23 protein-coding genes are annotated in these 22,996 nt (G+C 55.5%); 20 read left to right on the plus strand and 3 right to left on the minus strand.

Annotated elements, in window-relative coordinates; all coding sequences use genetic code 11:
* Positions 1-370: 370 nt before the first annotated feature.
* From ACGHP1_RS05730 to guaA, 8 genes are all read left to right on the plus strand, one after another.
* Entirely contained in the window at positions 371-4,213 is a 3,843-nt protein-coding gene (locus ACGHP1_RS05730) for a DNA-directed RNA polymerase subunit beta (RefSeq protein WP_294648417.1), read from the plus strand.
* A 128-nt stretch (positions 4,214-4,341) separates the two neighbouring features.
* Positions 4,342-7,914 carry a DNA-directed RNA polymerase subunit beta' gene (gene rpoC / locus ACGHP1_RS05735; protein WP_249235795.1) on the plus strand — a complete coding sequence of 1,191 codons (3,573 nt, stop codon included), beginning with the start codon at positions 4,342-4,344 and terminating at the stop codon, positions 7,912-7,914.
* A gap of 289 nt (positions 7,915-8,203) precedes the next feature.
* Positions 8,204-8,632, plus strand: a complete 429-nt coding sequence (gene rpsL, locus ACGHP1_RS05740) for a 30S ribosomal protein S12 (protein ID WP_005940205.1) — start codon at positions 8,204-8,206, stop codon at positions 8,630-8,632.
* A gap of 161 nt (positions 8,633-8,793) precedes the next feature.
* Positions 8,794-9,264: a 30S ribosomal protein S7 gene (rpsG, locus tag ACGHP1_RS05745; protein WP_005930552.1), complete on the plus strand. Its 471-nt coding sequence runs from the start codon at positions 8,794-8,796 to the stop codon at positions 9,262-9,264.
* Between the two features lie 24 nt (positions 9,265-9,288).
* Positions 9,289-11,415 carry an elongation factor G gene (fusA, locus tag ACGHP1_RS05750; protein ID WP_371287964.1) on the plus strand — a complete coding sequence of 709 codons (2,127 nt, stop codon included), beginning with the start codon at positions 9,289-9,291 and terminating at the stop codon, positions 11,413-11,415.
* Between the two features lie 175 nt (positions 11,416-11,590).
* On the plus strand, positions 11,591-12,796 hold the full coding sequence (gene tuf / locus ACGHP1_RS05755; protein WP_005940209.1) for an elongation factor Tu: 1,206 nt from the start codon (positions 11,591-11,593) through the stop codon (positions 12,794-12,796).
* A gap of 265 nt (positions 12,797-13,061) precedes the next feature.
* Positions 13,062-13,694 carry a GyrI-like domain-containing protein gene (locus tag ACGHP1_RS05760; protein WP_120079525.1) on the plus strand — a complete coding sequence of 211 codons (633 nt, stop codon included), beginning with the start codon at positions 13,062-13,064 and terminating at the stop codon, positions 13,692-13,694.
* A 102-nt stretch (positions 13,695-13,796) separates the two neighbouring features.
* Positions 13,797-15,347 carry a glutamine-hydrolyzing GMP synthase gene (gene guaA / locus ACGHP1_RS05765; protein ID WP_044953447.1) on the plus strand — a complete coding sequence of 517 codons (1,551 nt, stop codon included), beginning with the start codon at positions 13,797-13,799 and terminating at the stop codon, positions 15,345-15,347.
* A gap of 154 nt (positions 15,348-15,501) precedes the next feature.
* Here the strand turns inward: guaA and ACGHP1_RS05770 are convergent, their stop codons facing one another.
* The 3 genes from ACGHP1_RS05770 to ACGHP1_RS05780 all read right to left on the minus strand — a co-directional run bounded on the left by ACGHP1_RS05770 (position 15,502) and on the right by ACGHP1_RS05780 (position 18,820).
* Positions 15,502-16,590 (minus strand): site-specific integrase, encoded by a 1,089-nt coding sequence (locus tag ACGHP1_RS05770; protein WP_390508282.1) that lies wholly within the window; start codon positions 16,588-16,590, stop codon positions 15,502-15,504.
* 895 nt (positions 16,591-17,485) lie between these two features.
* Positions 17,486-18,382 carry a hypothetical protein gene (locus tag ACGHP1_RS05775; RefSeq protein ID WP_390508284.1) on the minus strand — a complete coding sequence of 299 codons (897 nt, stop codon included), beginning with the start codon at positions 18,380-18,382 and terminating at the stop codon, positions 17,486-17,488.
* A 30-nt stretch (positions 18,383-18,412) separates the two neighbouring features.
* The gene (locus tag ACGHP1_RS05780; protein ID WP_390508286.1) at positions 18,413-18,820 is read right to left on the minus strand and encodes a helix-turn-helix domain-containing protein; all 408 of its coding nucleotides are present in this window, start codon (positions 18,818-18,820) and stop codon (positions 18,413-18,415) included.
* Between the two features lie 164 nt (positions 18,821-18,984).
* On the opposite strand from ACGHP1_RS05780, the gene ACGHP1_RS05785 reads away from it, so the two are divergent.
* Genes ACGHP1_RS05785 through ACGHP1_RS05840 form a run of 12 tightly spaced genes read left to right on the plus strand, consistent with a single transcriptional unit; the run spans position 18,985 to position 22,980 of the window.
* Entirely contained in the window at positions 18,985-19,185 is a 201-nt protein-coding gene (locus ACGHP1_RS05785; RefSeq protein ID WP_156065480.1) for a helix-turn-helix transcriptional regulator, read from the plus strand.
* A 25-nt stretch (positions 19,186-19,210) separates the two neighbouring features.
* Positions 19,211-19,954 carry a cell envelope integrity protein TolA gene (locus tag ACGHP1_RS05790; protein ID WP_390508288.1) on the plus strand — a complete coding sequence of 248 codons (744 nt, stop codon included), beginning with the start codon at positions 19,211-19,213 and terminating at the stop codon, positions 19,952-19,954.
* Entirely contained in the window at positions 19,944-20,165 is a 222-nt protein-coding gene (locus ACGHP1_RS05795) for a hypothetical protein (RefSeq protein WP_390508290.1), read from the plus strand. The genes ACGHP1_RS05790 and ACGHP1_RS05795 overlap by 11 nt, the downstream gene beginning before the upstream one ends.
* Positions 20,162-20,428, plus strand: a complete 267-nt coding sequence (locus ACGHP1_RS05800; RefSeq protein WP_242914529.1) for a hypothetical protein — start codon at positions 20,162-20,164, stop codon at positions 20,426-20,428. The genes ACGHP1_RS05795 and ACGHP1_RS05800 overlap by 4 nt, the downstream gene beginning before the upstream one ends.
* 2 nt (positions 20,429-20,430) lie before the next feature.
* On the plus strand, positions 20,431-20,724 hold the full coding sequence (locus ACGHP1_RS05805; protein ID WP_390508293.1) for a hypothetical protein: 294 nt from the start codon (positions 20,431-20,433) through the stop codon (positions 20,722-20,724).
* Positions 20,721-21,005, plus strand: a complete 285-nt coding sequence (locus ACGHP1_RS05810; protein WP_390508295.1) for a hypothetical protein — start codon at positions 20,721-20,723, stop codon at positions 21,003-21,005. The genes ACGHP1_RS05805 and ACGHP1_RS05810 overlap by 4 nt, the downstream gene beginning before the upstream one ends.
* Positions 20,993-21,247 carry a hypothetical protein gene (locus tag ACGHP1_RS05815; RefSeq protein WP_390508297.1) on the plus strand — a complete coding sequence of 85 codons (255 nt, stop codon included), beginning with the start codon at positions 20,993-20,995 and terminating at the stop codon, positions 21,245-21,247. Before ACGHP1_RS05810 ends, ACGHP1_RS05815 begins: the two co-directional genes overlap by 13 nt.
* Complete coding sequence (locus tag ACGHP1_RS05820; protein WP_242914536.1) at positions 21,244-21,396, plus strand: hypothetical protein; 153 nt, start codon at positions 21,244-21,246, stop codon at positions 21,394-21,396. The genes ACGHP1_RS05815 and ACGHP1_RS05820 overlap by 4 nt, the downstream gene beginning before the upstream one ends.
* Positions 21,387-22,031, plus strand: coding sequence for an HNH endonuclease (locus tag ACGHP1_RS05825; protein ID WP_390508299.1), 645 nt, complete (start codon positions 21,387-21,389; stop codon positions 22,029-22,031). The genes ACGHP1_RS05820 and ACGHP1_RS05825 overlap by 10 nt, the downstream gene beginning before the upstream one ends.
* 28 nt (positions 22,032-22,059) lie before the next feature.
* Complete coding sequence (locus ACGHP1_RS05830) at positions 22,060-22,563, plus strand: XRE family transcriptional regulator (protein ID WP_390508301.1); 504 nt, start codon at positions 22,060-22,062, stop codon at positions 22,561-22,563.
* Positions 22,550-22,747 carry a hypothetical protein gene (locus tag ACGHP1_RS05835; protein ID WP_242699862.1) on the plus strand — a complete coding sequence of 66 codons (198 nt, stop codon included), beginning with the start codon at positions 22,550-22,552 and terminating at the stop codon, positions 22,745-22,747. Before ACGHP1_RS05830 ends, ACGHP1_RS05835 begins: the two co-directional genes overlap by 14 nt.
* The gene (locus ACGHP1_RS05840; protein WP_156069258.1) at positions 22,744-22,980 is read left to right on the plus strand and encodes a hypothetical protein; all 237 of its coding nucleotides are present in this window, start codon (positions 22,744-22,746) and stop codon (positions 22,978-22,980) included. The genes ACGHP1_RS05835 and ACGHP1_RS05840 overlap by 4 nt, the downstream gene beginning before the upstream one ends.
* Positions 22,981-22,996 lie beyond the last annotated feature (16 nt).

Here is a 22,996-nt window from a genome sequence, read left to right on the forward strand (position 1 = left end):
GATAGACAAATTGCACAAGGGGATTATGAACAGGAACGTGCAAAATAAAAAAATCAAGCCCTAAAACAGCAAAACACAACACGCTGCCGGGCGTGCGAAAATGAAAGAAAAAATAAATTTGTTTTGGCAAAAATCTGAAAAATGGCTTGACAGCAAGGCTTTTAGGGTGTATACTACATTAGTATCACATAATGGACTAGTGCGCCAAAAAGGGGAATACGCAGGCGGCGGCTGGACGGGTCAAACCGAAAAGTTTGTGAAAAACGCCGAAAGGTTCCCTTCGACGCGGGTCGAATTATGTGTGTCTGCTCAAATTTGACCCGTGTATACGACATCCCGTAGAGTATAAAAGTAAGGAGTGGTTGATTTTATGATGAAAGTCAAGCCCGTAAAGCTCGGCAAAACCGAGCGCATGAGCTTCTCCCACATCGACGAAGTCATCAGTATGCCGAACCTGATCGAGGTCCAGAAGAACTCTTATCAGTGGTTCCTGGACGAGGGCCTGAAAGAGGTCTTCCACGATATCGGCACCATTGAGGACTACACCGGCAATCTGGCACTGAGCTTTGTGGACTTCCGCCTGGATAAGGAGCCGAAGTACAGCATCAAGGAGTGCAAGGAGCGCGACGTGACCTATGCAGCACCCCTGCGCGTCACCGCCCGTCTGCTGAACAAGGAGACCGGCGAAGTGAAGGATCAGGAGATCTTCATGGGCGATTTCCCGCTGATGACCGATGCCGGCACCTTTGTGATCAACGGTGCAGAGCGTGCTATCGTCAGCCAGCTGGTGCGTTCTCCTGGCGTGTTCTACGGCGATGCCAAGGATAAGGTGGGCAACGACCTGTACAGCGCTACCATGAACCCCAACCGCGGTGCATGGCTGGAGTACGAGACCGATGCTTCCGATGTGTTCTATGTCCGTATCGATAAGAACCGCAAGCTGCCTGTCACCGTGCTGTGCCGTGCACTGGGCCTGTCCACCAACGAGGACATCCTGAACTTCTTTGGCGACGATGAGCGCATCCTCGCTACTCTGGAAAAGGATACCACCAAGAATCAGGAAGAGGGCCTGCTGGAAGTTTACCGCAAGCTGCGCCCCGGCGAGCCTCCCACGGTGGAGTCTGCTACCAGCCAGATCAACATGCTGTTCTTCGACCCGCGCCGTTATGACCTGTCTCGTTTCGGCCGTTATAAGATGAACAAGAAGCTGTCTCTGGCACGCCGCATCACCGGTCAGGTGGCTGCTGAGAATGTGGTCGCTCCGCTGACCGGCGAGATCCTGATCGAGGCTGGTGCCAAGATCACCCGCGAGCTGGCTGAGAAGGCTGACAATGCCGGTGTGAATCTGGTCGTGCTGAAGCTCGACGATCCCATGAAGGAAGAGAGCCGGAAGGTCAAGGTCATCACCAACGGCTGTGTGGATGCACAGGGCTTCTTCTCCTTCGACGTGAAGGAGTGCGGCATCAACGAGCGCTGCTCCTTCGATGAGATCAAGAAGATCCTCGACACCACCTCTGATGTGGAAGAGCAGAAGGAGATGCTGCGCCGCAACCACGACCAGCTGATCGGCCGCACCGTTACGGTCGCCGATATTCTGGCTTCCATCAACTACCTGAACGGTCTGGGCCACAATATTGGCACCACCGATGATATCGACCATCTGGGCAACCGCCGCATCCGCAGCGTGGGCGAGCTGCTGCAGAACCAGTTCCGCATCGGCTTCTCCCGCATGGAGCGCGTCATCCGTGAGCGCATGACCCTGCAGAGCCAGGATCAGAGCGTCATCACTCCGCAGGCCCTCATCAATATCCGTCCGGTGGTGGCAGCCATCAAGGAGTTCTTCGGTTCTTCTCCGCTGTCCCAGTTCATGGATCAGAACAACCCGCTGGCTGAGCTGACCCACAAGCGCCGCCTGTCTGCTCTGGGCCCCGGCGGTCTGAGCCGTGACCGTGCAGGTTTCGAGGTCCGCGACGTTCACTACAGCCACTACGGCCGTATGTGCCCCATCGAGACCCCTGAAGGCCCCAACATCGGTCTGATCTCCTATCTGGCATCTTACGCCAAGATCAACGAGTACGGCTTCGTGGAAGCTCCGTACCGCAAGGTCAAGAAGATCTATGACGAGAACGGCAACCTGAAGGAACAGGTCGTCACCGACGAGGTCGAGTATATGACCGCTGATGTCGAGGACGAGTACGTTGTGGCACAGGCCAACGAGCCGCTGGATGAGGGCAAGCACTTCGTGCGTCCCCGTGTGTCTGCCCGCCGCCGCGACGAGATCCTTGAAATTGATGCAGAGAAAGTCGATTACATGGACGTTTCTCCGCGAATGATGGTCTCTGTTGCTACCGCCTGCATCCCCTTCCTGGAGAACGATGACTGTAACCGTGCTCTGATGGGTTCCAACATGCAGCGTCAGGCAGTGCCTCTGATGGTCACCCAGCAGCCCATCGTTGCTACCGGTATGGAGTACAAGGCTGCTACCGACTCCGGCACCGCTGTTCTGGCAAAGAATGACGGTATCGTTGAGAAGATGGATGCCGACCATGTTGTTGTGCGCAACAACAAGGGCGAGCTGGAGGATTATCCTCTGGTCAAGTTCGCACGCTCCAACGCAGGCACCTGCATCAACCAGCGTCCCATCGTGGAGGTCGGCGAGAGCGTCAAGGCCGGTCAGGTGCTGGCCGACGGCCCTGCAATGCGCAACGGCGAAATTTCTCTGGGTAAGAACGCTCTGATCGGCTTCATGACCTGGGAAGGCTACAACTACGAGGATGCCGTTCTGCTGAACGAGAAGATCGTGCGCGAGGACGTGTACACCTCCATTCATATTGAAGAGTACGAGACCGAGAGCCGCGATACCAAGCTGGGACCCGAAGAAATCACCCGTGATATCCCCAACGTTTCTGAGGATGCACTGAAGGATCTGGACGAGCGCGGCATCATCCGCATCGGTGCCGAGGTCAAGAGCGGCGACATTCTGGTTGGTAAGGTCACCCCGAAGGGCGAGACCGAGCTGACCGCTGAAGAGCGCCTGCTGCGCGCCATCTTCGGCGAGAAGGCACGCGAAGTGCGTGATACTTCTCTGCGCGTGCCCCATGGTGCATACGGCATCATTGTGGATGTCAAGGTGTTCACCCCGGAGAACAGCGACGAACTGCAGCCCGGCGTGCGCGAGGTCGTCCGCTGCTATATTGCCCAGAAGCGCAAGATCAGCGTTGGCGATAAGATGGCAGGCCGTCACGGCAACAAGGGTGTCGTTTCCCGCATTCTGCCGCAGGAGGACATGCCCTACCTGCCCGACGGCACCCCGCTGGACATCGTGCTGAACCCTCTGGGCGTGCCTTCCCGTATGAACATCGGTCAGGTGCTGGAAGTCAACCTGGGCTACGCTGCCAAGGCATGCGGCATCAAGGTCATGACTCCCGTCTTCGACTCTGCTCGTGAGAACGACATCGGCGATACCTTTGATACCGCCCGCGAGATGTGGCATGGCGAGAATGCTCCTGCATATCCCACGAAGCTCCCCAAGATCATGGGCGAGAAGGGACACATCATCGACTTCTCCAAGATCGAGCTGGACCGCGATGGCAAGACCACCGTTTACGATGGCCGCACCGGCGAAAAGTTCGATAACCGCGTTACCGTCGGTTATATGTACTACCTGAAGCTGCATCACCTGGTCGATGATAAGATCCATGCACGTTCCACCGGCCCCTACTCTCTGGTCACTCAGCAGCCTCTGGGCGGCAAGGCCCAGTTCGGCGGCCAGCGCTTTGGCGAAATGGAAGTCTGGGCACTGGAAGCTTACGGCGCTGCTTACACTCTGCAGGAGATCCTGACCGTCAAGTCCGACGACGTGGAGGGCCGTGTGAAGACCTACGAGGCCATCGTTAAGGGTGAGCCGATCCCGCAGCCCGGCATCCCCGAGTCCTTCCGCGTTATGCTGAAGGAACTGCAGTCTCTGGGTCTGGACGTTGTTGTTCAGGACAAGGACGGCAACGAGATCGACATGCGTCAGAACTTCGACGACGAAGAGACCGGCTTTGATATGCGCGATGTTGCCGGCACTGAGAACGTCGTGCAGGAGAGCGAACTGCTCAACGATTATAATATTAAGGATGCCGATGCCGGTTTCGATGATCCTTCTGTGCTGGAGGACAATAACTCCGGTGCCGAAGCTCCCGCTTCTTCTGACGAAGTAGATTTCTGATCAGACAAAGAACACAAGCCTCAAGCCCCCTGTTCCGCGTGCTGCGGCAGGGGAGAGGGGCCTGTGGTCTGAACAAGAAAGCCGCCTGTATCATCGAGACAACTAGAGATTAAGAAAGGGTTCGTTTCATGGAAAACAACGTTTTCGATTCCATCAAGATCGGCCTTGCCTCCCCGGAGCAGATCCGCAACTGGAGCTACGGCGAGGTCAAAAAGCCTGAGACCATCAACTACCGTACCCTGAAGCCGGAGCGCGACGGCTTGTACTGTGAGCGCATTTTTGGACCTACCAAGGACTGGGAGTGCCACTGCGGTAAGTATAAGCGCATCCGCTACAAGGGCAAGATCTGCGACCGCTGCGGCGTTGAAGTGACCAAGGCTAAGGTCCGCCGTGAGCGCATGGGCCACATTGAGCTGGCCGCTCCCGTCAGCCACATCTGGTACTTCAAGGGCATCCCCAGCCGCATCGGCCTGATGCTGGACATCAGCCCCCGCCTGCTGGAGAAGGTGCTGTACTTTGCAAGCTATATCGTCACTGATCCGGGCGCTACCCGTCTGGAAAAGAAGCAGCTGCTCACCGAGAGCGAGTATCGTGAGATGCGCGACCACTACGGTGATGAGTTCGAGGCTGCTATGGGCGCTGAGGCCATTCAGGATCTGCTGAAGGAGATCGATCTGGATCAGCTGAGTGAAGAGCTGACTGCTGAGGTGGAAAAGTCCTCCGGCCAGAAGCGCGTGCGCATCCTCAAGCGTCTGGAAGTAGTTGAGGCATTCCGCATTTCCGGCAACCGTCCTGAATGGATGGTCATGGATGTGCTGCCTGTTCTGCCGCCTGACCTGCGCCCCATGGTCCAGCTGGACGGTGGCCGTTTTGCCACCTCCGATCTGAACGACCTGTACCGCCGCGTGATCAACCGCAACAACCGTCTGCGCCGTCTGCTGGAGCTGGGCGCTCCCGACATCATCGTGCGCAACGAGAAGCGTATGCTGCAGGAAGCAGTGGACAGCCTGATCGACAACGGCCGCCGCGGCCGTCCGGTCACCGGCCCCAACAACCGCGCACTGAAGAGCCTTTCCGATATGCTGAAGGGCAAGCAGGGCCGCTTCCGTCAGAACCTGCTGGGCAAGCGTGTTGACTACTCCGGTCGTTCTGTTATCGTCGTCGGCCCTGAGCTGAAGATGGATCAGTGCGGTCTGCCCAAGGAAATGGCTCTGGAGCTGTTCAAGCCCTTTGTCATGAAGGATCTGGTGGAGAAGGGCATTGCCAACAACATCAAGTCCGCCCGCAAGATGGTGGAGCGCGCTAAGCCCGAAGTGTGGGACAGCCTGGAGACCGTGATCAAGGGCCACCCCGTTCTGCTGAACCGTGCACCTACCCTGCACCGTCTGGGCATTCAGGCTTTCAACCCGGTGCTGGTGGAGGGCCGTGCCATCAAGCTGCACCCGCTGGCATGTACCGCATTCAACGCCGACTTCGACGGTGACCAGATGGCAGTGCATCTGCCTCTGGGCGAGGATGCCTGCCGTGAGGCCAAGATGCTGATGCTGGCTTCCGGCAACCTGCTGAAGCCCTCTGACGGCGCACCTGTTACCGTGCCTACGCAGGATATGATCCTGGGCAGCTACTACCTGACCACCGTTCGTGAAAATGACGAGGGCGCAGGCAAGGTGTTCCGCGATGAGAACGAAGCCCTGATGGCTTATGCAGAGCACATCGTTACCCTGCACGCACCCATCAAGGTGCGCCGCACCATGACCATTGACGGCGTGGAGCGCACCGGTCTGGTGGAAGCCACCGTCGGCCGCATCATCTTCAATAACCCTGTTCCTCAGAATCTGGGTTATATCGACCGTACTGATCCCGAGCACTGGCTGGAGTACGAGGTCAGCTTCCGCGTGACCAAGAAGACTCTGCCCGACATCATTTCCCGCTGCATGACCCGCAACGGCACCCGCAAGTGTGCAAAGATGCTGGATGCCATCAAGGCGCAGGGCTACAAGTACTCCACTCTGTCTGCAATCTCCGTCGCTGTGTGCGACGCTGTGATCCCGCCGCAGAAGCAGGAACTGATCGCTGAGGCTGACCAGCAGATCGCAAAGGTCGGCAGGCTGTTCAACCGCGGCCTGATCTCCGACAACGAGCGTTACAACCAGACCATCGCCATCTGGCAGGCTACCACCGATAAGGTCTCCAAGGCTCTGGCAGACAACCTGCCCAAGGATAATGAGATCTATATGATGGCAGACTCCGGTGCTCGTGGTTCTATGAACCAGATCAAGCAGCTGGCCGGCATGCGCGGCCTGCTGGCAAACACCGCTGGCCACACCATCGAGATGCCCATTCGTGCCAACTACCGTGAAGGTCTGAATATTCTGGAATATTTCGTTTCTGCCCGTGGCGCCCGTAAGGGTCTGGCCGATACCGCTCTGCGTACCGCTGACTCCGGTTACCTGACCCGCCGCATGGTCGATGTCTCTCAGGATGTCATTGTGCGCGAGATCGACTGCGGCACCACCGACGGCCTGTGGGTGTCTGAGATCCACGAGGGCAAGGAGAAGATCGAGAGCTTCCGCGAGCGCTTGATCGGCCGCTTCGCTGTGGGCGATGTGGTCAACCCCGTCACCGGCAAGGTGATCGTGCCGGAAGGTAAGATGATCGACCTGTACGATGCAAACGAGATCGAGGCTGCTGGTATTACCAAGCTGAAGATCCGCAGCCTGCTGACCTGCCGTGCAAAGACCGGTGTCTGCGCACGCTGCTACGGTTCCGATATGGCAAACGGCGAGCCGGTCCGTCTGGGCGAGTCTGTCGGCGTTATCGCCGCAGAGTCCATCGGCGAGCCTGGTACTCAGCTGACCATGCGTACCTTCCATACCGGCGGTATCGCATCTGCTGAAGATATCACGCAGGGTCTTCCCCGTGTTGAAGAGCTGTTCGAGAGCCGCCGTCCCAAGAGCATGGCCATCATGAGCGAGATCTCTGGTGTCGTTTCTCAGGACGATACCAAGAAGAATGTCGTTATCAAGGTGACCGGCAAGGACGAGAACGGTGCCGAGGTCGTAAAGAGCTACTCCATCCCGTTCACCCAGCATTCCCGCGTGATGCCGGGTGACCGTGTGGAGAAGGGCGACATCATCACCCGTGAAGGTGTTCTGTATCCGCAGGATATTCTGGCAATCAAGGGTCTGGAGGATGTCCAGAACTACCTGATCAACGAAGTTCAGAAGGTCTACCGTCTGCAGGGCGTTGAAATCAACGATAAGCATATCGAAGTCATCGTCCGTCAGATGTGCCGCAAGGTGCGCGTGACTGATTCCGGTTCTTCCAACCTGATCGGCGGTGCACTGGCAAGCCGTCTGGAAGTGGAGAGCATCAACGCCGATCTGCAGCAGCGCATCGACGCTGGTGAAGAGGGCCTGAAGCTGGTTGAGTACCAGCAGGTGCTGCTGGGCATCACCAAGGCTGCTCTGGCAAACGACTCCTTCCTGTCCGCTGCATCCTTCCAGGAGACCACCCGCGTGCTGACCGAAGCTGCCATCAAGGGCAAGGTCGACCCGCTGGCCGGCCTGAAGGAGAACGTCATCATTGGTAAACTGATCCCCGCAGGTACCGGTCTGCCGGAAGTCCGTGAGGATCTGAAGAACCGTGAGGCTGAGCGCGATGCTGAGATCGCTGCCGAACAGGCAGCTGCTGTACAGTAAGCAAAGTTCCTTCTTCTGAAATAAAACAATGGACCGCTCTGTGGGCATCCGCCTGCAGGGCGGTTTTTATATGCCCGGAAAAGCGGAAACAGGGGAGAAAACCGTGCGTTTTGCGTCGAAAAAATACTGAAAGAAAAAATCTGGAATAAATGCAAAAAACTTTGCAAAAACTGTTGACATCCGCCTGTAAAGCGAGTATTATATAACTGTTGCGCATCCCTCATGGGGATAGTGCGGCAAAAAAGTCGGAAAAAAGTCCGATGTGCATTATTAAGAAAGGAGAAACAAAATGCCTACTTTTAACCAGCTTGTACGCAAGGGCCGTCAGGTTCTGGCTACCAAGAGCACCGCTCCCGCACTGCTGAAGAGCTACAATTCTCAGAAGAAACAGTATTCTGATCTGAACAGCCCCCAGAAGCGTGGTGTCTGCACTGCTGTTCGTACCATGACCCCCAAAAAGCCCAACTCTGCTCTGCGTAAGGTTGCTCGTGTCCGCCTCACGAATGGTATCGAGGTCACCTCTTACATTCCCGGTATCGGCCATAACCTGCAGGAGCACTCCGTCGTGCTGATCCGTGGCGGTCGTGTTAAGGATCTGCCCGGTGTGCGTTACCACATCATCCGTGGTACCCTGGATACTCAGGGTGTGGCAGGCCGTAATCAGGCCCGCTCCAAGTACGGCGCAAAGCGTCCTAAGGCCGGTGCTGCAAAGAAGTAATTGAGGACAACCGCCATAAACGGCTTTCCATTATATAAATAACAAGTCCGCTTGCAAAGCGGAGGGCAACAGTTTATGTAAAGGTCAGCTCTTTGTGACACAACGGGAGTTTTATTACTTTCGAGTACCGATGATATCATTCTGTGAAGGAGGGAAGAAAGATGCCTAGAAGAGGTAACATTGCTAAGCGCGATGTCTTAGCTGATCCTATTTACAATTCCAAGATGGTCACTCGTCTGGTCAACAGCGTTATGCTGGATGGCAAGAAGGGCGTCGCTCAGAAGATCGTTTACGAAGCTTTCTCCATGATTCAGGAGAAGACCGGCAACGATCCTCTGGAGACTTTCGAGAAGGCGATGGAGAACATCATGCCCAGCCTCGAGTGCAAGACCCGCCGCGTTGGCGGTGCTAACTACCAGGTTCCTCTGGAAGTCAGCCCGGCTCGCCGCGAGACCCTGGGTCTGCGCTGGCTGACTGCCTACAGCCGCAGCCGTGGTGAGAAGACCATGGCTCAGCGTCTGGCTGCTGAAATCATGGATGCTGCCAACAACACTGGTAACGCCGTGAAGAAGCGTGAGGATACTCACAAGATGGCAGAGGCTAACAAGGCTTTCGCTCATTTCCGTTATTGATCTGTTCTGTAGGAGGTTAATTTCATGGCTACACCCAGAGAAGTTTCTCTTCAGATGACGAGAAATATCGGCATTATGGCCCACATTGATGCTGGTAAGACTACTACTACCGAGCGTATTCTGTACTACACCGGTATCAACCACAAGATCGGCGAAGTTCATGATGGCGGCGCTACCATGGACTGGATGGTTCAGGAGCAGGAGCGTGGTATCACCATCACTTCCGCTGCTACCACCTGCTACTGGAGCCACTCTGAGACCCAGAAGGATCCGGTTGCATTCAAGAAGAACCGTCACCGCATCAACATCATCGACACCCCGGGCCACGTGGACTTCACTGTTGAGGTCCAGCGTTCCCTGCGCGTGCTGGACGGTTCTGTGACCGTTCTGGCTGCAAAGGGCGGTGTTGAGCCGCAGTCTGAGACCGTCTGGCGTCAGGCTGACGAGTACAAGGTTCCCCGTATGGTGTACGTTAACAAGATGGACACCATGGGTGCCGACTTCTTCCGCTGCATCAAGATGCTGCACGATCGTCTGCACGCAAACGGCGTGGCGATCCAGCTGCCTATCGGTCAGGAGGATACCTTCCGCGGTATCGTTGACCTGGTCGATATGAACGCTGAGGTCTACTACGACGATATGGGCAACGACATGCGCACTGAGCCCATCCCCGAGGATATGCGTGAGCAGGCCGAGGAGTACCACAACATTCTGATCGAGGCTGTTGCTGAGAACGATGAAGAGTTGATGGAGAAGTACCTCGAGGGTGAGGAAATCACCCGCGAGGAACTGAAGAAGGCTATCCGCAAGGAAACCATCGCCAACACTCTGGTGCCTGTGACCTGCGGCTCTTCCTACAAGAACCGCGGCGTGCAGAAGCTGCTGGACGCTATCGTTGACTATATGCCCGCACCTACCGATGTCGAGGACATCAAGGGTGTGAATCCCGAGACCGAAGAGCAGGAGACCCGTCCGTCTTCCGACGACGCTCCCTTCGCAGCTCTGGCCTTCAAGATCGCTACCGACCCGTTCGTTGGTAAGCTGGCATACTTCCGTGTTTACTCCGGTAAGGTTGAGGCAGGTACCACTGTCTACAACTCCGTGAAGGACAGCAAGGAGCGTATGGGCCGCATCTTGCAGATGCATTCTAACCACCGCAAGGATATCGACTGCTGCTACGCAGGTGATATCGCTGCTGTTGTCGGTCTGAAGAACACCACTACCGGTGACACTCTGTGTGATGAGAATCATCCCATCATTCTGGAGTCCATGAAGTTCCCCGAGCCTGTTATCCGCGTTGCCATCGAGCCCAAGACCAAGGCCGGCAACGAGAAGATGGGCATCGCGCTGGCAAAGCTGGCCGAAGAGGATCCGACCTTCAAGACCTACACTGACGAAGAGACCGGTCAGACCATCATCGCCGGTATGGGCGAGCTGCACCTGGAGATCATCGTTGACCGTCTGCTGCGTGAGTTCAAGGTTGAAGCAAACGTGGGTGCACCTCAGGTTGCTTACCGTGAGACCATCCGCAAAGAGGCCAACCAGGAGACCAAGTACGCACGTCAGTCCGGTGGTAAGGGCCAGTACGGTCATGTTAAGATCAAGATCGAGCCCAACGAGCCCGGCAAGGGTTACGAGTTCGTCAACGCCATCGTTGGCGGTGCCATCCCGAAGGAATACATCCCGGCTATCGACAACGGTATCCAGGGTGCTATGAAGTCCGGTGTTCTGGCTGGCTATCCTGTCGTTGATGTCAAGGTTACCCTGTGGGATGGTTCTTATCATGAGGTCGACTCCTCTGAAATGGCCTTCTCCATTGCTGGTTCTATGGCGTTCAAGGATGCTATGCGCAAGGCTGATCCTATCATCACTGAGCCTATCATGAAGGTTGCAGTTATCGTTCCCGATGAGTATCTGGGCGATGTTATCGGCGACCTGAATGCACGCCGTGGTCAGATCCAGGGCATGGAAGCTATGGCTGGTACTCAGCGCGTCAATGCATTTGTGCCTCTGGCTCAGATGTTCGGCTACGCTACCGACCTGCGCTCCAAGACTCAGGGCCGTGGCCAGTATGTCATGGAGCCGTCTCACTACGAGCCGGTGCCTAAGAACATTGCTGACCAGATCATCGCTGGCCGCACCAAGGGCTGATTCCTGAAAAATGGATAAAGATTTTGCCGGGGTAGTGTAACCTCGGCAAAATTTCCTGTAAAAGCACTTGATTTTACAGGGCAAATTTAGTAGAATAGCCTTGCAATGCAATGTCTGCATCTTGCAGGGTTGTTGTAACCAAATATCAAAACCTAAATTAAGGGAGGATATTCCAATGGCTGAAAAGGCAAAGTTCGACCGTTCTAAGCCGCATGTGAACATCGGCACCATCGGTCACGTTGACCACGGCAAGACCACTCTGACCGCCGCTATCACCAAGTACCTGGCTCTGAAGGGCGACGCAGACTTCATGGATTATGCCAACATCGATAAGGCTCCTGAGGAGCGTGCTCGTGGTATCACGATCAACTCCGCTCACGTTGAGTATCAGACCGACGCTCGTCACTATGCTCACGTTGACTGCCCGGGCCATGCTGACTACGTCAAGAACATGATCACTGGTGCTGCTCAGATGGACGGCGCTATCCTGGTCGTTGCTGCTACCGATGGTCCCATGCCCCAGACCCGTGAGCACATCCTGCTGGCTCGTCAGGTCGGCGTGCCCTATATCGTCGTGTTCATGAACAAGTGCGATATGGTCGACGACGAAGAGCTGCTGGATCTGGTTGAGATGGAGATCCGTGAGCTGCTGACCGAGTACGACTTCCCCGGCGACGACACCCCGATCATTCGTGGTTCCGCTCTGAAGGCTCTGGAGTCTACCTCCACTGATCCCAATGCTCCCGAGTATGCTTGCATCAAGGAGCTGATGGACGCTGTTGACACCTATATCCCCAACCCCGATCGTGAGGAAGACAAGCCCTTCCTGATGCCCATCGAGGATGTCATGACCATTTCTGGCCGTGGTACTGTTGCAACCGGTCGTGTTGAGCGTGGTATTGCTAAGGTTGGCGATGCTATGGAGATCGTCGGCATCAAGCCCGATCGTCTGAGCACCACCATCACCGGTCTGGAGATGTTCCGTAAGTCTCTGGACTTCGCTGAGGCTGGCGATAACATCGGCGCTCTGCTGCGTGGTGTTGATCGTACCCAGATCGAGCGTGGTCAGGTTCTGGCTAAGCCCGGTTCCGTGCACCCCCACAAGACCTTCGAGTCTCAGGTGTACGTTCTGACCAAGGACGAAGGCGGCCGTCACACCCCGTTCTTCTCCAACTATCGTCCTCAGTTCTACTTCCGCACCACCGACGTGACCGGTATCATCACTCTGCCCGAAGGCACTGAGATGTGCATGCCCGGCGATAACGTCATGATGCACGTTGAGCTGCTGACCCCTGTTGCTATGGAAGAGGGCCTGCGTTTCGCTATCCGTGAGGGTGGCCGTACCGTTGGTTCTGGCGTTGTTGGCAAGATCATTGAGTGATTTTGACCCTTCGCGCCTTTCCTAAGGCTAAAGGTTAAACTTACGAGAGACCTTCCCATTCCGGAGAGTGGGAAGGTCTCTTTTTGCTTTAGATCCTCTGTCCGTAAGGGCAGGGGATTTTTTGCGGCATGTCACAACTCTTTGTTTACAAAACAAGGTTGTTCTGGTATACTGAAAAAGGAAATGCTGGAAAAGTCCTATCGGCTGGTGCTGAGGGAATTCAGCAAAAAGAAGCAGCGAGAACTTCTGGAAGGTGTGAAGAGTAATGCCGTTTGATTATAAGAAAGAGTACAGGGAATTTTATCTCCCGCCGAAAAAACCGCATCTGATTACGATACCGCGTATGAATTTTGTGGCAGTGCACGGCAAGGGCGACCCGAATGCTCCGGGTGGAGCCTATCAGGAGGCTATGGGAGTGCTGTACGGCATTGCTTTCACCATCAAAATGAGCTATAAGGGCAGCCACAAGATGGACGGCTATTTTGAATATGTGGTTCCACCGTTGGAGGGCTTGTGGCATCAGAAGGGCGTGGATGGCGTTGACTATGCACATAAAGAAACATTTGAGTGGACATCCATGATCCGACTGCCAGAATTCGTGACGCCGGAAGCGTTTGATTGGGCCGTACAGGAAGCAACGGCAAAAAAGAAAAAGGATTTTTCCAAGGCGGAATTCCTGACCTATGATGAGGGACTTTGCGTTCAGTGCCTGCATATCGGCCCTTATGATGAAGAACCGAAAACGCTGGCGCAGATGGATGCCTTTGCCGTAGAGCAGGGGTATAGGCTTGATTTTTCAGAGACACGCTTCCACCACGAGATTTATCTGAGTGATCCTCGCCGCGCTGCACCGGGAACACTGAAAACGGTGTTGCGGCATCCCATACGTGAAAAATAAAAACAGGAAAATTCACAAATGATGTCGCTTTTATTTGGCAGATGTGCTATACTGATTTTATCTGTAGAAACACATTGAATGGATAAGGGAGGAGAGAACTTCATGCAGCATGAAACTGTCATCGTGCTGGACTTTGGCGGCCAGTACAATCAGCTGATCGCGCGCCGCGTCCGCGAGAACAATGTCTACTGTGAAATCTATTCCTATAAAACCGATCTGTCGGTTATCAAGGCAAAGAACCCCAAGGGTATCATCTTTACCGGTGGCCCCAACAGCGTTTATCTGGAGGATTCCCCCACGATCGACCCTGAAATCTTCAACTGGGGTGTGCCTGTGCTGGGCATCTGCTACGGCAGCCAGCTGATGATGCATCTGCTGGGCGGCCATGTCTGCCGCGCACCGGAGCGCGAGTACGGCAAGACTGAGGTGTTCGTGGACACGAACAGCAAGATGTTCACCGATGTGCAGCCCTCCACCATTTGCTGGATGAGCCACAACGACTATATTGAGCAGGCAGCGCCCGGCTTTAAGATCACTGCTCACACGGTCAACTGCCCGGTAGCTGCGGCAGAGAACGCCGAGAAGGGCCTGTACGCGGTCCAGTTCCATCCGGAAGTGCTGCACACTGCGGAAGGCAAGAAGATGCTGCGCAACTTCGTGTACAACGTCTGCGGCTGCACCGGCGACTGGAAGATGGACTCCTTTGTGGAAAACAACGTCAAGGCCCTGCGTGAGCGCATCGGCGATGGCAAGGTGCTGTGCGCCTTGTCCGGCGGCGTGGATTCCTCCGTTCTGGCAGCTATGCTGGCTAAGGCCATCGGCAAGCAGCTGACCTGCGTGTTCGTGGATCACGGTCTGCTGCGTAAGAACGAGAAGGAAGAGGTCTGCTCTGTATTCGGCCCGGGCAATGCCAACGGCTTTGATATCAACTTTATCTGTGTGGATGCCCGCGAACGCTACTTTGCAAAGCTGGCTGGTGTTACCGAGCCGGAGCGCAAGCGCAAGATCATCGGCGAAGAGTTCATCCGTGTGTTTGAAGAGCAGGCCAAGAAGATCGGCAAGGTGGATTTCCTGGCACAGGGTACCATTTACCCGGATGTCGTTGAGAGCGGTCTGGGCGGTGAGTCCACTGTTATCAAGAGCCACCACAACGTCGGCGGTCTGCCCGACACTGTGGACTTCAAGGAGTTGGTGGAGCCGCTGCGCAACCTGTTCAAAGACGAGGTGCGTCAGGCTGGCCGTGAGCTGGGCCTGCCCGAATATCTGGTCAGCCGTCAGCCGTTCCCCGGCCCGGGTCTTGGCATCCGCATCATCGGCGAAGTGACCCCGGAGAAGGTGGCTATCGTGCAGGATGCCGACGCGATCTGGCGTGAGGAGATCGCAAAGGCAGGTCTGGATAAGGAGATCAGCCAGTACTATGCAGCCTTGACCAACATGCACAGTGTGGGCGTCATGGGCGACGAGCGTACCTATGATTACGCTGTGGCCCTGCGTGCTGTGACCACCACCGACTTCATGACTGCAGAGAGCTATAATATGCCCTGGGATGTTCTGGGCACTGTCACCAGCCGCATCGTCAATGAGGTCAAGCATGTGAACCGCGTGTTCTATGATTGCACCGGTAAGCCGCCGGCAACCATTGAGCTCGAGTAATGAAAATTTGCCTTCCGGTTTTTTAGACCCCCGAAAAATAGAACACAACAGCGTATAAAAACAGCCCCGCTTTCAAGAATTTTCGCTTGAAGGCGGGGCTTTTTTGCGCCCGAAGTAACAGAAAAGTAACACCCTGGGCAGAATCAAACCGGTATCACGGTTTCTTTTCCTCCGGGCAGGCCAGGGCTTCCAGACGATCCGCGACGTTGTTTGCACGGTCCGGGTACAGGTGGGCGTAGGTGCCAAGTGTGGTCGAAACCTTTTCGTGCCCAAGGCGCTGCTGCACCAGAAGGGCGTCCGTGCCCATGTTGATAAGCAGGGAGGCATGGGAGTGCCGTATATCGTGCACCCGAATGACCTTCACGCCGGTGCGCTGGCAGCAGCGCTCCAGCTGCTCCTTTAGCCAGTATTTGGTGCATTCAAACAGGCGTTCTTCCGGCTGGTATTCGTAGAGCTTGGCAGCGTATTCCCGAATGATTTCCAGCAAGAAGTCCGGCACTGTAATGAACCGCTTGGAACGGCGGGTTTTCGGGTCTGAAATGACGTCCTCGCCATTCAGGCGGGCGTAGGAGTGCCGCACAAAAATGCCCTTCCGTTCAAAATCCACATCGGCCAGGGTGAGGGCCAGCAGTTCACCTTCCCGCATACCGGTCCAAAACAGAATATTGAACGCAGCGTATGCCGTAGGGTCTGACATCCCGGCAATGAACTTCTGAAATTCTTCCAGCGTCCAGAACTGCATTTCTTCGGCGCTGCTTTTGCCCATGGACCCGGCCAGGGAAACGGGGTTTTCTTTCAGGCCGTAATATTTCCCGGCGAACCGAAACAGGGCGCTCATTTGGTTGTTGATGGTTTTCAGGTAGGTGGCAGAATACGGCTTCCCGTTCTTGTCCCTGGCGTCGATCAGGTGATTTTGCCAAGCGCGAATTGACGAAACCGATACTTCATCCACAAGCTGATCCTTGAAGTAGGGGAGGATCTTCGTTTCAAAGATCCATTGCTTCATTTCGTAGGTGGTGGGCCGGAGCCTGGTTTTTGCATCTGCCATGTAGAGCTCCACCAGGGAACCGAATTTCATTTTTGTGGTGAGCGAGCTTTTCGCCAGGTATTCGCGCTCGTATGCCAGAGCATCCGCCCGGCGGGCAAAGCAGCTTTTCTTTATTTGCTTCCGCTTACCGGTCCAGTCCGTAACGCGGAAGATGCAATACCATTCACCGGTTTTCTGGTTTTTATATGCAGGCATGAGACCCCTCCATTTGCTGCTTTTCAACAGCTTTCCACAAAGTTTTCAACAAGTAACGCGGGTAACGCGTTGGTAACGCTTGCGGTAACGCGTTACCGCTAAAAAGTTGAAAACACAGATTTCATGTTGAAAGTGAATTTTCTTCACAGGGATGGAACATCAAAAACCGACGAACAAACGAAAGAAAAAGGTTCAACAAATTTTCAACATTCGCACCAGGTAACGCGTTGCCAACGCGTTACCACCCAGAAAATGCAGTTTTCAACAGACAAAATAAAACGGAACAACGACAAAAAACGATGCTTTCAACGCGGTTTTCAACGGCATAAGCTGCCGCATTCTTCCCCCTAACAACCCCTATCTTACATCCATGTATATCTAGAATATCTAACTTAATCTTAGATATTATTATCTTAGATATAGCTTAATAATATAATATATAGCTTATGGGTTAGATTGAGAGGCGGACGTTTGCGCGGCGCCACGAAGACATGGCGCAGACCTTTTTCGTGACATGACGAAAATGGTCCGGCAGTTGCTTACAACTTGACAGAAGCTTGGAAAATGAGTTCAACCCGTGCGATCCGAAAAGTTGAACTTGATGCCGGAAAACGCGCGGAAATAGCCTATTTTGTGATTGAATGCGCGCAAAACGTGCGATTCGTGCTAAAAGCGTGCAACAGCGCGAGAAAAAGCGCGCGGCGCGCGAATAACGCACAGGGCGGCCGTTTAACTTGCCGGTAACTTGCCAGAGCGACGCCAGAAGCCCCAGGGAAGCCCTGTCGTGGCCTTTTACAAACCGATGCGGAAAACTAGACAAAGAAAAACAAAACGCCCACAAGGCCGCTTTCCGACGGTCTGGTGGGCGTTGCCTTTTTGAAGCGGATCGCAGGCGTTACGGTTTTGAAGTATTGGCGCGGAGCTTTTGGCCGCACTTTGGGCAAACGAGGACGAAGCCCTTGTGAGCGTGTGGCCGCCCCTGAAATTCATTGCCACAGGGACAGGAAACGGAAACCTTCGGCTCCCGGAGAGCAGCGGCCACGGGCAGCCCGTTGATGTATTGCAGAGTTCCGGCCGGTACACCTTCCAGTTCTTGTAGCTTATCCACCCATGCGGCCATGTGCTTTTCTTGCCCGGCGGCGGTTTTGAGCGCAAGGGCCTTTTCTATTTCTGCGTCCAGGATTCTGTCAACGGCCGCATTCAGATATTCGGCCATGTTATCAAAATACCGCTTCCAGAGTTCAGAGGCGGGCGTTTTGAAGTTGATACCGTAAGAGGGCAGATAATCCGGCCCGATTTCTTCAAAGGCGGCAAAGTAGGAAAGCTCCTGCAAAAGGAGATCGTACCGGGAAAGCACGGTGGAAAAGTTGTTGGAGGAGTTCACCAGTTCTTCGCAGTCCTTCAAAATTTCCATGTGCCGCAGAAGTTCGTGCCGCTGCGCTTCATCTGCCGCAGGCCCGGCCTGGGAGCCCTGGGCGGGAAGATCTTCCACCGGGCCCTGCTGCTTGCGCCGCCGGACGAGTGCGACGGCGACCACTACGGCCGCGATCAGAGCGAGGACGCCCAGCATTGGCAGATAGGCGAAGAACAAGCACACGGCTGCAATGGTGAGAGCTGCCACGACCACGCTTTTTAGAAAGCCGAGCAGGGAAAAGCCGTGAAGGCTTTGCAGCAGCCCGAAAGTGACCATCCGCCCGGCGGAGCGATACCCACGGGAAACAAACCTGCTCCGCCTGGCTTTCATCTGCCGTTCACGTTCGTTCATTTTGTGCGGATACCGATGCGCTGCCATGAGCAGCCCCCTTTCATTTCCAAAACCAAATCAGCCCGCAGCGGAGGAGTTCTCGCTTGAGGCGTTCTTCTCCACAATGGACGTGTTCTGCGATGCGGCGCCTTCCGGCAGCTCCTTCAACGCCTGAATATACCCCAAGAGCCGGTCGAGCTGCCGATCAGACAGGGAACTGAGCTCCCCGGCGATTGCGGCCTCCGCCGGGCGCTGGGCGGCCGCTGGCGTTGGGCTTGTAAGTTCGCGGCTGTCCGTACCGCCGAGAAGATAATCAACGGACACCCCAAAAAAATCAGCCAGGGCGCAGAGTTTTTCGCCGTCTGGTTCTTTTCCGAGCGATTCATACCCCGCAATGGTTGACCTGGAAATGTGCAGTCGATCCGCGAGTTCTTTTTGCGTGATGCCTTTTTCCATGCGGAGCTTTTTTAGTCGTTCGCTGAACATGACGCCCTCCTTCTTTCGTATAGAAACATTTTAACGCCCTATGTTTCCTATGTAAACATATTGACACCAAAAGAAACAAAAATCCCAAAAACCACTTGACAATGTTTCCAAACGAAACTATAATGGCATTGTTTCCAAACGAAACACGAAAGGAGGGCGAGAAAATGAGAAAGGCACTGCTGAACGCTCGGATCGAACGCAACCTGACGCAGGAAGAAGTGGCCCAGAAAGCGGGTATCAGCCGTTCGGCTTACACCAACATCGAAAGGGGCGTTAAAAATCCCTCGTTCGATGTAGCAGTGAGAATCAAAAAGGCCGTCGGTTGCCAGAACGACGATATTTTTTTAGATTCTAGTGTTTCGTAACGAAACACGGAGGGAGGAACACACAATGAACCTGTACGAAATCAACGTGAAGGGCGCCAACGGCGTGAAACACAAGTCGAAGGTCTACGAAATTAACGTGGACGCTGCTTTCAAAGAAGCGTTTATCCAGGGGAAAATCTACGGAGCCGAAAAGCTGGATGACTGCACGGTGCAGCAGATCCAGACAAATGCAGGCGTTTCCAAAGACACCGAACGCGAGTATTTGGGCCGAATCAAGAACATTCTGGATGCCCTTGGCCCGGACAGCTATTGCGCAACGGCCTTTGACGGCTGTATTGCAGATGCCGAGAAGAACATCGACAGCGATTTCTCGGTCAGCATGAAGGGCCGTTTGCAGTCTGAGCGCAAGGCCCACGAGAATACCCGCAAGAGCCTGACCGAAAAGGTGAACGCCCAGGGCCAGCGCATTGCAGAGCTTGAAGCTGAATTGCAGAATGCCCGGCGGATGGAGGGCCAGGCCAGGAAAGAGGCCGCAGAGGACAAAATTGCCCTGGAAAAGGCGAAGGGAAAGATCCTCCCGGACAACGTTGCCGCAGAACTTACCATTATGCTGCGGAAGCAGGCCGACGAAGCCGCCAAAGAAGCACTTTACTACGCGGACCGGATGGCGGCAGAGGTTGAAAACTCCGTCCCCGTTGGCGCGTCCAACAGTGCAAAGAACTTCCACAAGTACCGCAAGGCCCAGGTTGATGCGCTGCGCCTGCTGGGTGCGCTGGGAAACATTGGAGGCTCGGAAAATGACGATTGACGAGCTCCGCATACTGCGCGGCCTTTCCTTGACGAAGCTGTGCGAAGCCGCAGGGCTTTCCATGGGGGCAATCTTCAAACTGACCCGGCCGGGCGCAGAACTTGAACGGGCCCAGCTGGGCACCGTTATGAAGCTGGCCGCCGGGCTGGGCGCGGTGATTACCGTTGACCCGGAGGGCGTGACCATAAGACAACAGGAGGAAGCAAAATGAAAATCAAGTCCATTACCTTGCAGAAGATCGCGGTCGTGTGCGGCGGCCTGGGCCTGTTCTTTGGCCTTGGCTTTGCCGGGAACTTTGAAACGACCGGCGAAACCAACACCAGCACGTTTATGGTTTCCCTGGGCTTCCTGCTTCTGGCTGTGCTGCTGGCCCGTGTGAGCTTTGCAGTGCAGGACATGGAGGAGAAGCAGAGCAAGATCCACAAGGCCCAGAAGGGCACCGTAAAGCCCAGCGCGAAGCGGAAGGCGGGGTGAATATGTTTCACACAACGGTGAAATGTGCAGACTGCGGCACGGTTATGGTTGATGTGCCGAGCAATACAAAGCGCTGCGCCGCCTGCCGTGTGGGCCATAACCGGGAATCCGTTCGTAGGGCGAACGAGGCAGAGCGAGCCAGGAGAGCCGCGGAGGCTGCACAGCCGAAGCCGCGAAACCTGGACGACGACCTGGAAGCCTTGAAGAAATACAACGAGCAGCGCCGGGCCGCAGGGCGGGAGCCTTTGAGCTACGGCGTGTGGAGGTCCAGAGGGGCCCCGGAGGAATACGCATGAAAGAATTTGAGAGCATCCGCATTGTGGACAAGGACGAGAGCATTTCTTTTGAAATGACCGGCGAAGTTGCACAGGACCCGTGGAGGGCAATCTTGTTTTTGTTCCGGGCAACTTCCGGCCTGATCGCGGCCGTGACCAAGGACGACGCGGACCCGCAGGAGGCGGCAGCGTCCTTCACGAAGGCGTTTACCAGCTACCTTGTCCAGGACATCCGGGACGAACGGGAGCGCCGGGCGGAGGAGAAAGCAGGGAAAAAGGAGGCGGAACCGTGCGAAGGGTAACGATCACCGAGAGAGAAGCCGAGTTCAGTTTCTACACCCCGCCGCTGGAAGACGGAATCCGGGACAGCGGCGAGCTTGTAACGTTTCTTCTGGAAGCCGCCAAAGCCGTGATCGTGGGCACCGTGAAGGACGACGCAGACCCCGACAAAGTGGCCCAGGAGTTCGGCGCACTGCTTTCCAGGGGCGTTGCAAGGACCATCCGGGAAAACCGAGAGAAAGCCAAAGAAGGCGAAAAACAGTGATTCTTTTGTTTGTTGGCGGCCTGGTAGCTGGTGCCTGCGGCGGTTTCTTCGTGCTTGGCATGGTTTCCGCCGCCCGGTGCGCAGACTGCAAGGACCGGCGGAGCCGCCCGGAAGAAGACCGCTGGAAGGAGGAAGACCAGTGGCCGTAAGTGAAACCTGGCGGGACGTGCCAGGCTATGGCGGCAAGTACCAGGCAAGCGACATGGGCCGCATTGCAAACACCTTCTGGCACGGCCAGAGACGCCAGAACGGAGGCCGCACCATTATGGCCCAGTTCAAGAAAAAGCCCCACGGAAATGCCAGGGAGAGCGCAAAACGCTTTGTGCACCTCACAGATCTGGAAGGGCACAGGAAGGAGATTTCCGCCGCAAAAGTCGTGGCAGAAACCTTTCTGGGGCCAGTTCCTCCCGGGATGGCGATTTTTCACAAGAACGGCAACCCGGCGGACAACTCCGTTTGGAACCTGGTTTTCCGCACCCCGGAAGAAATAGGCCGCATGACCGGCGCGGATAGCACCCGGCGGCCGGTGCTGAAATTCAGCGCCACCGGCGAGCTGCTGGAATGCTATTCCAGTGCCAGGCAGGCGGCCAAACAGAACTATTTCAGCTACCAGGCCATTATTGACCGATGCAACGGCAAATGTAAACGGCACATCCTAGCTCCGGACGGCAACTATTACGCCTGGGACAACACCGTGGGCGTAAGAAAGGCTAAAGAGGACCTTCGGGCGCTTGCCTGGCAAGAAGGCCGCCCATTTGCCCCGAAGAACTGGCCCGCTACTTAAATTTTACCACGAAAAGAGGTTGGAACACATGAGCAAACCCGCCACGAAAGCGGCAAACAGCCCGTTCTATTTGGCACGAATGGAGGCTGCGAAGGTCAACGACCGCTTCAGCAGCCGCGAAGGTGCAGCAGACGAAACGGGCATTGACCGCACCCGCCTGGCTCGCATAGAGCTGGACAGCATCACCCCATACCCGGAAGAAGTTATGCTTCTGGCCGATGCCTACGACGCCCCGCAGCTTTTGAATTTCTATTGTTCGACGTGCTGCCCGATTGGCCGCCAGAACGTGAAGCCCTGCGCCTTGCAGGAGTTCGACCGCGTTATGATGCAGGCGCTTGCCGCATTGCAGGGCGCAGACAAAGTTAGCGCCGCCATTATTTCTATTGCCCGGGACGGCCGCGTGGACCCCGGCGAGGATGTGAAGATGGGCGAGATCCTGGCCTACATGAAGAACGTTGCCAGCACAGCGGAGGCAATGCAGCTTTGGATCAAGAAGAATTTGAAAGGAGAGGCCTACAATGGCAAGAAGTAAGAAAAGCACCCGGGAGCCTTCCAAAATGGTGCGGGTGGACGAGGCAATGGAGATTTTGAGCGTTTCCAAGTCTACCGCCTACCACACCATCCAGAAGTTTAACAACGAGCTCCGCGCCAAGGGATACGAAGTGCCCCGGGGCCGCGTTCCTCGCAGCTATTTCATGCAGCGGTGCGGCTTATGAGCGAAGAAGAAACCAGAGAGCGCACCAGCGCGATTCTCGGCCGCCCTGTGAGCGATTCCGCATGGACGGAAGCCTGGGAGAAGGCCAAAAGAAAAATCCGCCATATCGCAGAGTTCTGCGGGTACGACGGATGCAGAGAGCGGCCCGGCTATATGGCGCAGCTTGCAGCGGAGTACATCCGCGAAGCGACGTTTTCAGCCTGGACAATAAAGAGAGGGGCCGCCAAAAATTGACGACCCCAGAACACAC

This window comes from Faecalibacterium sp. i21-0019-B1 (assembly GCF_042852915.1).
Taxonomy (GTDB): Bacteria; Bacillota; Clostridia; order Oscillospirales; family Ruminococcaceae; genus Faecalibacterium; species Faecalibacterium taiwanense.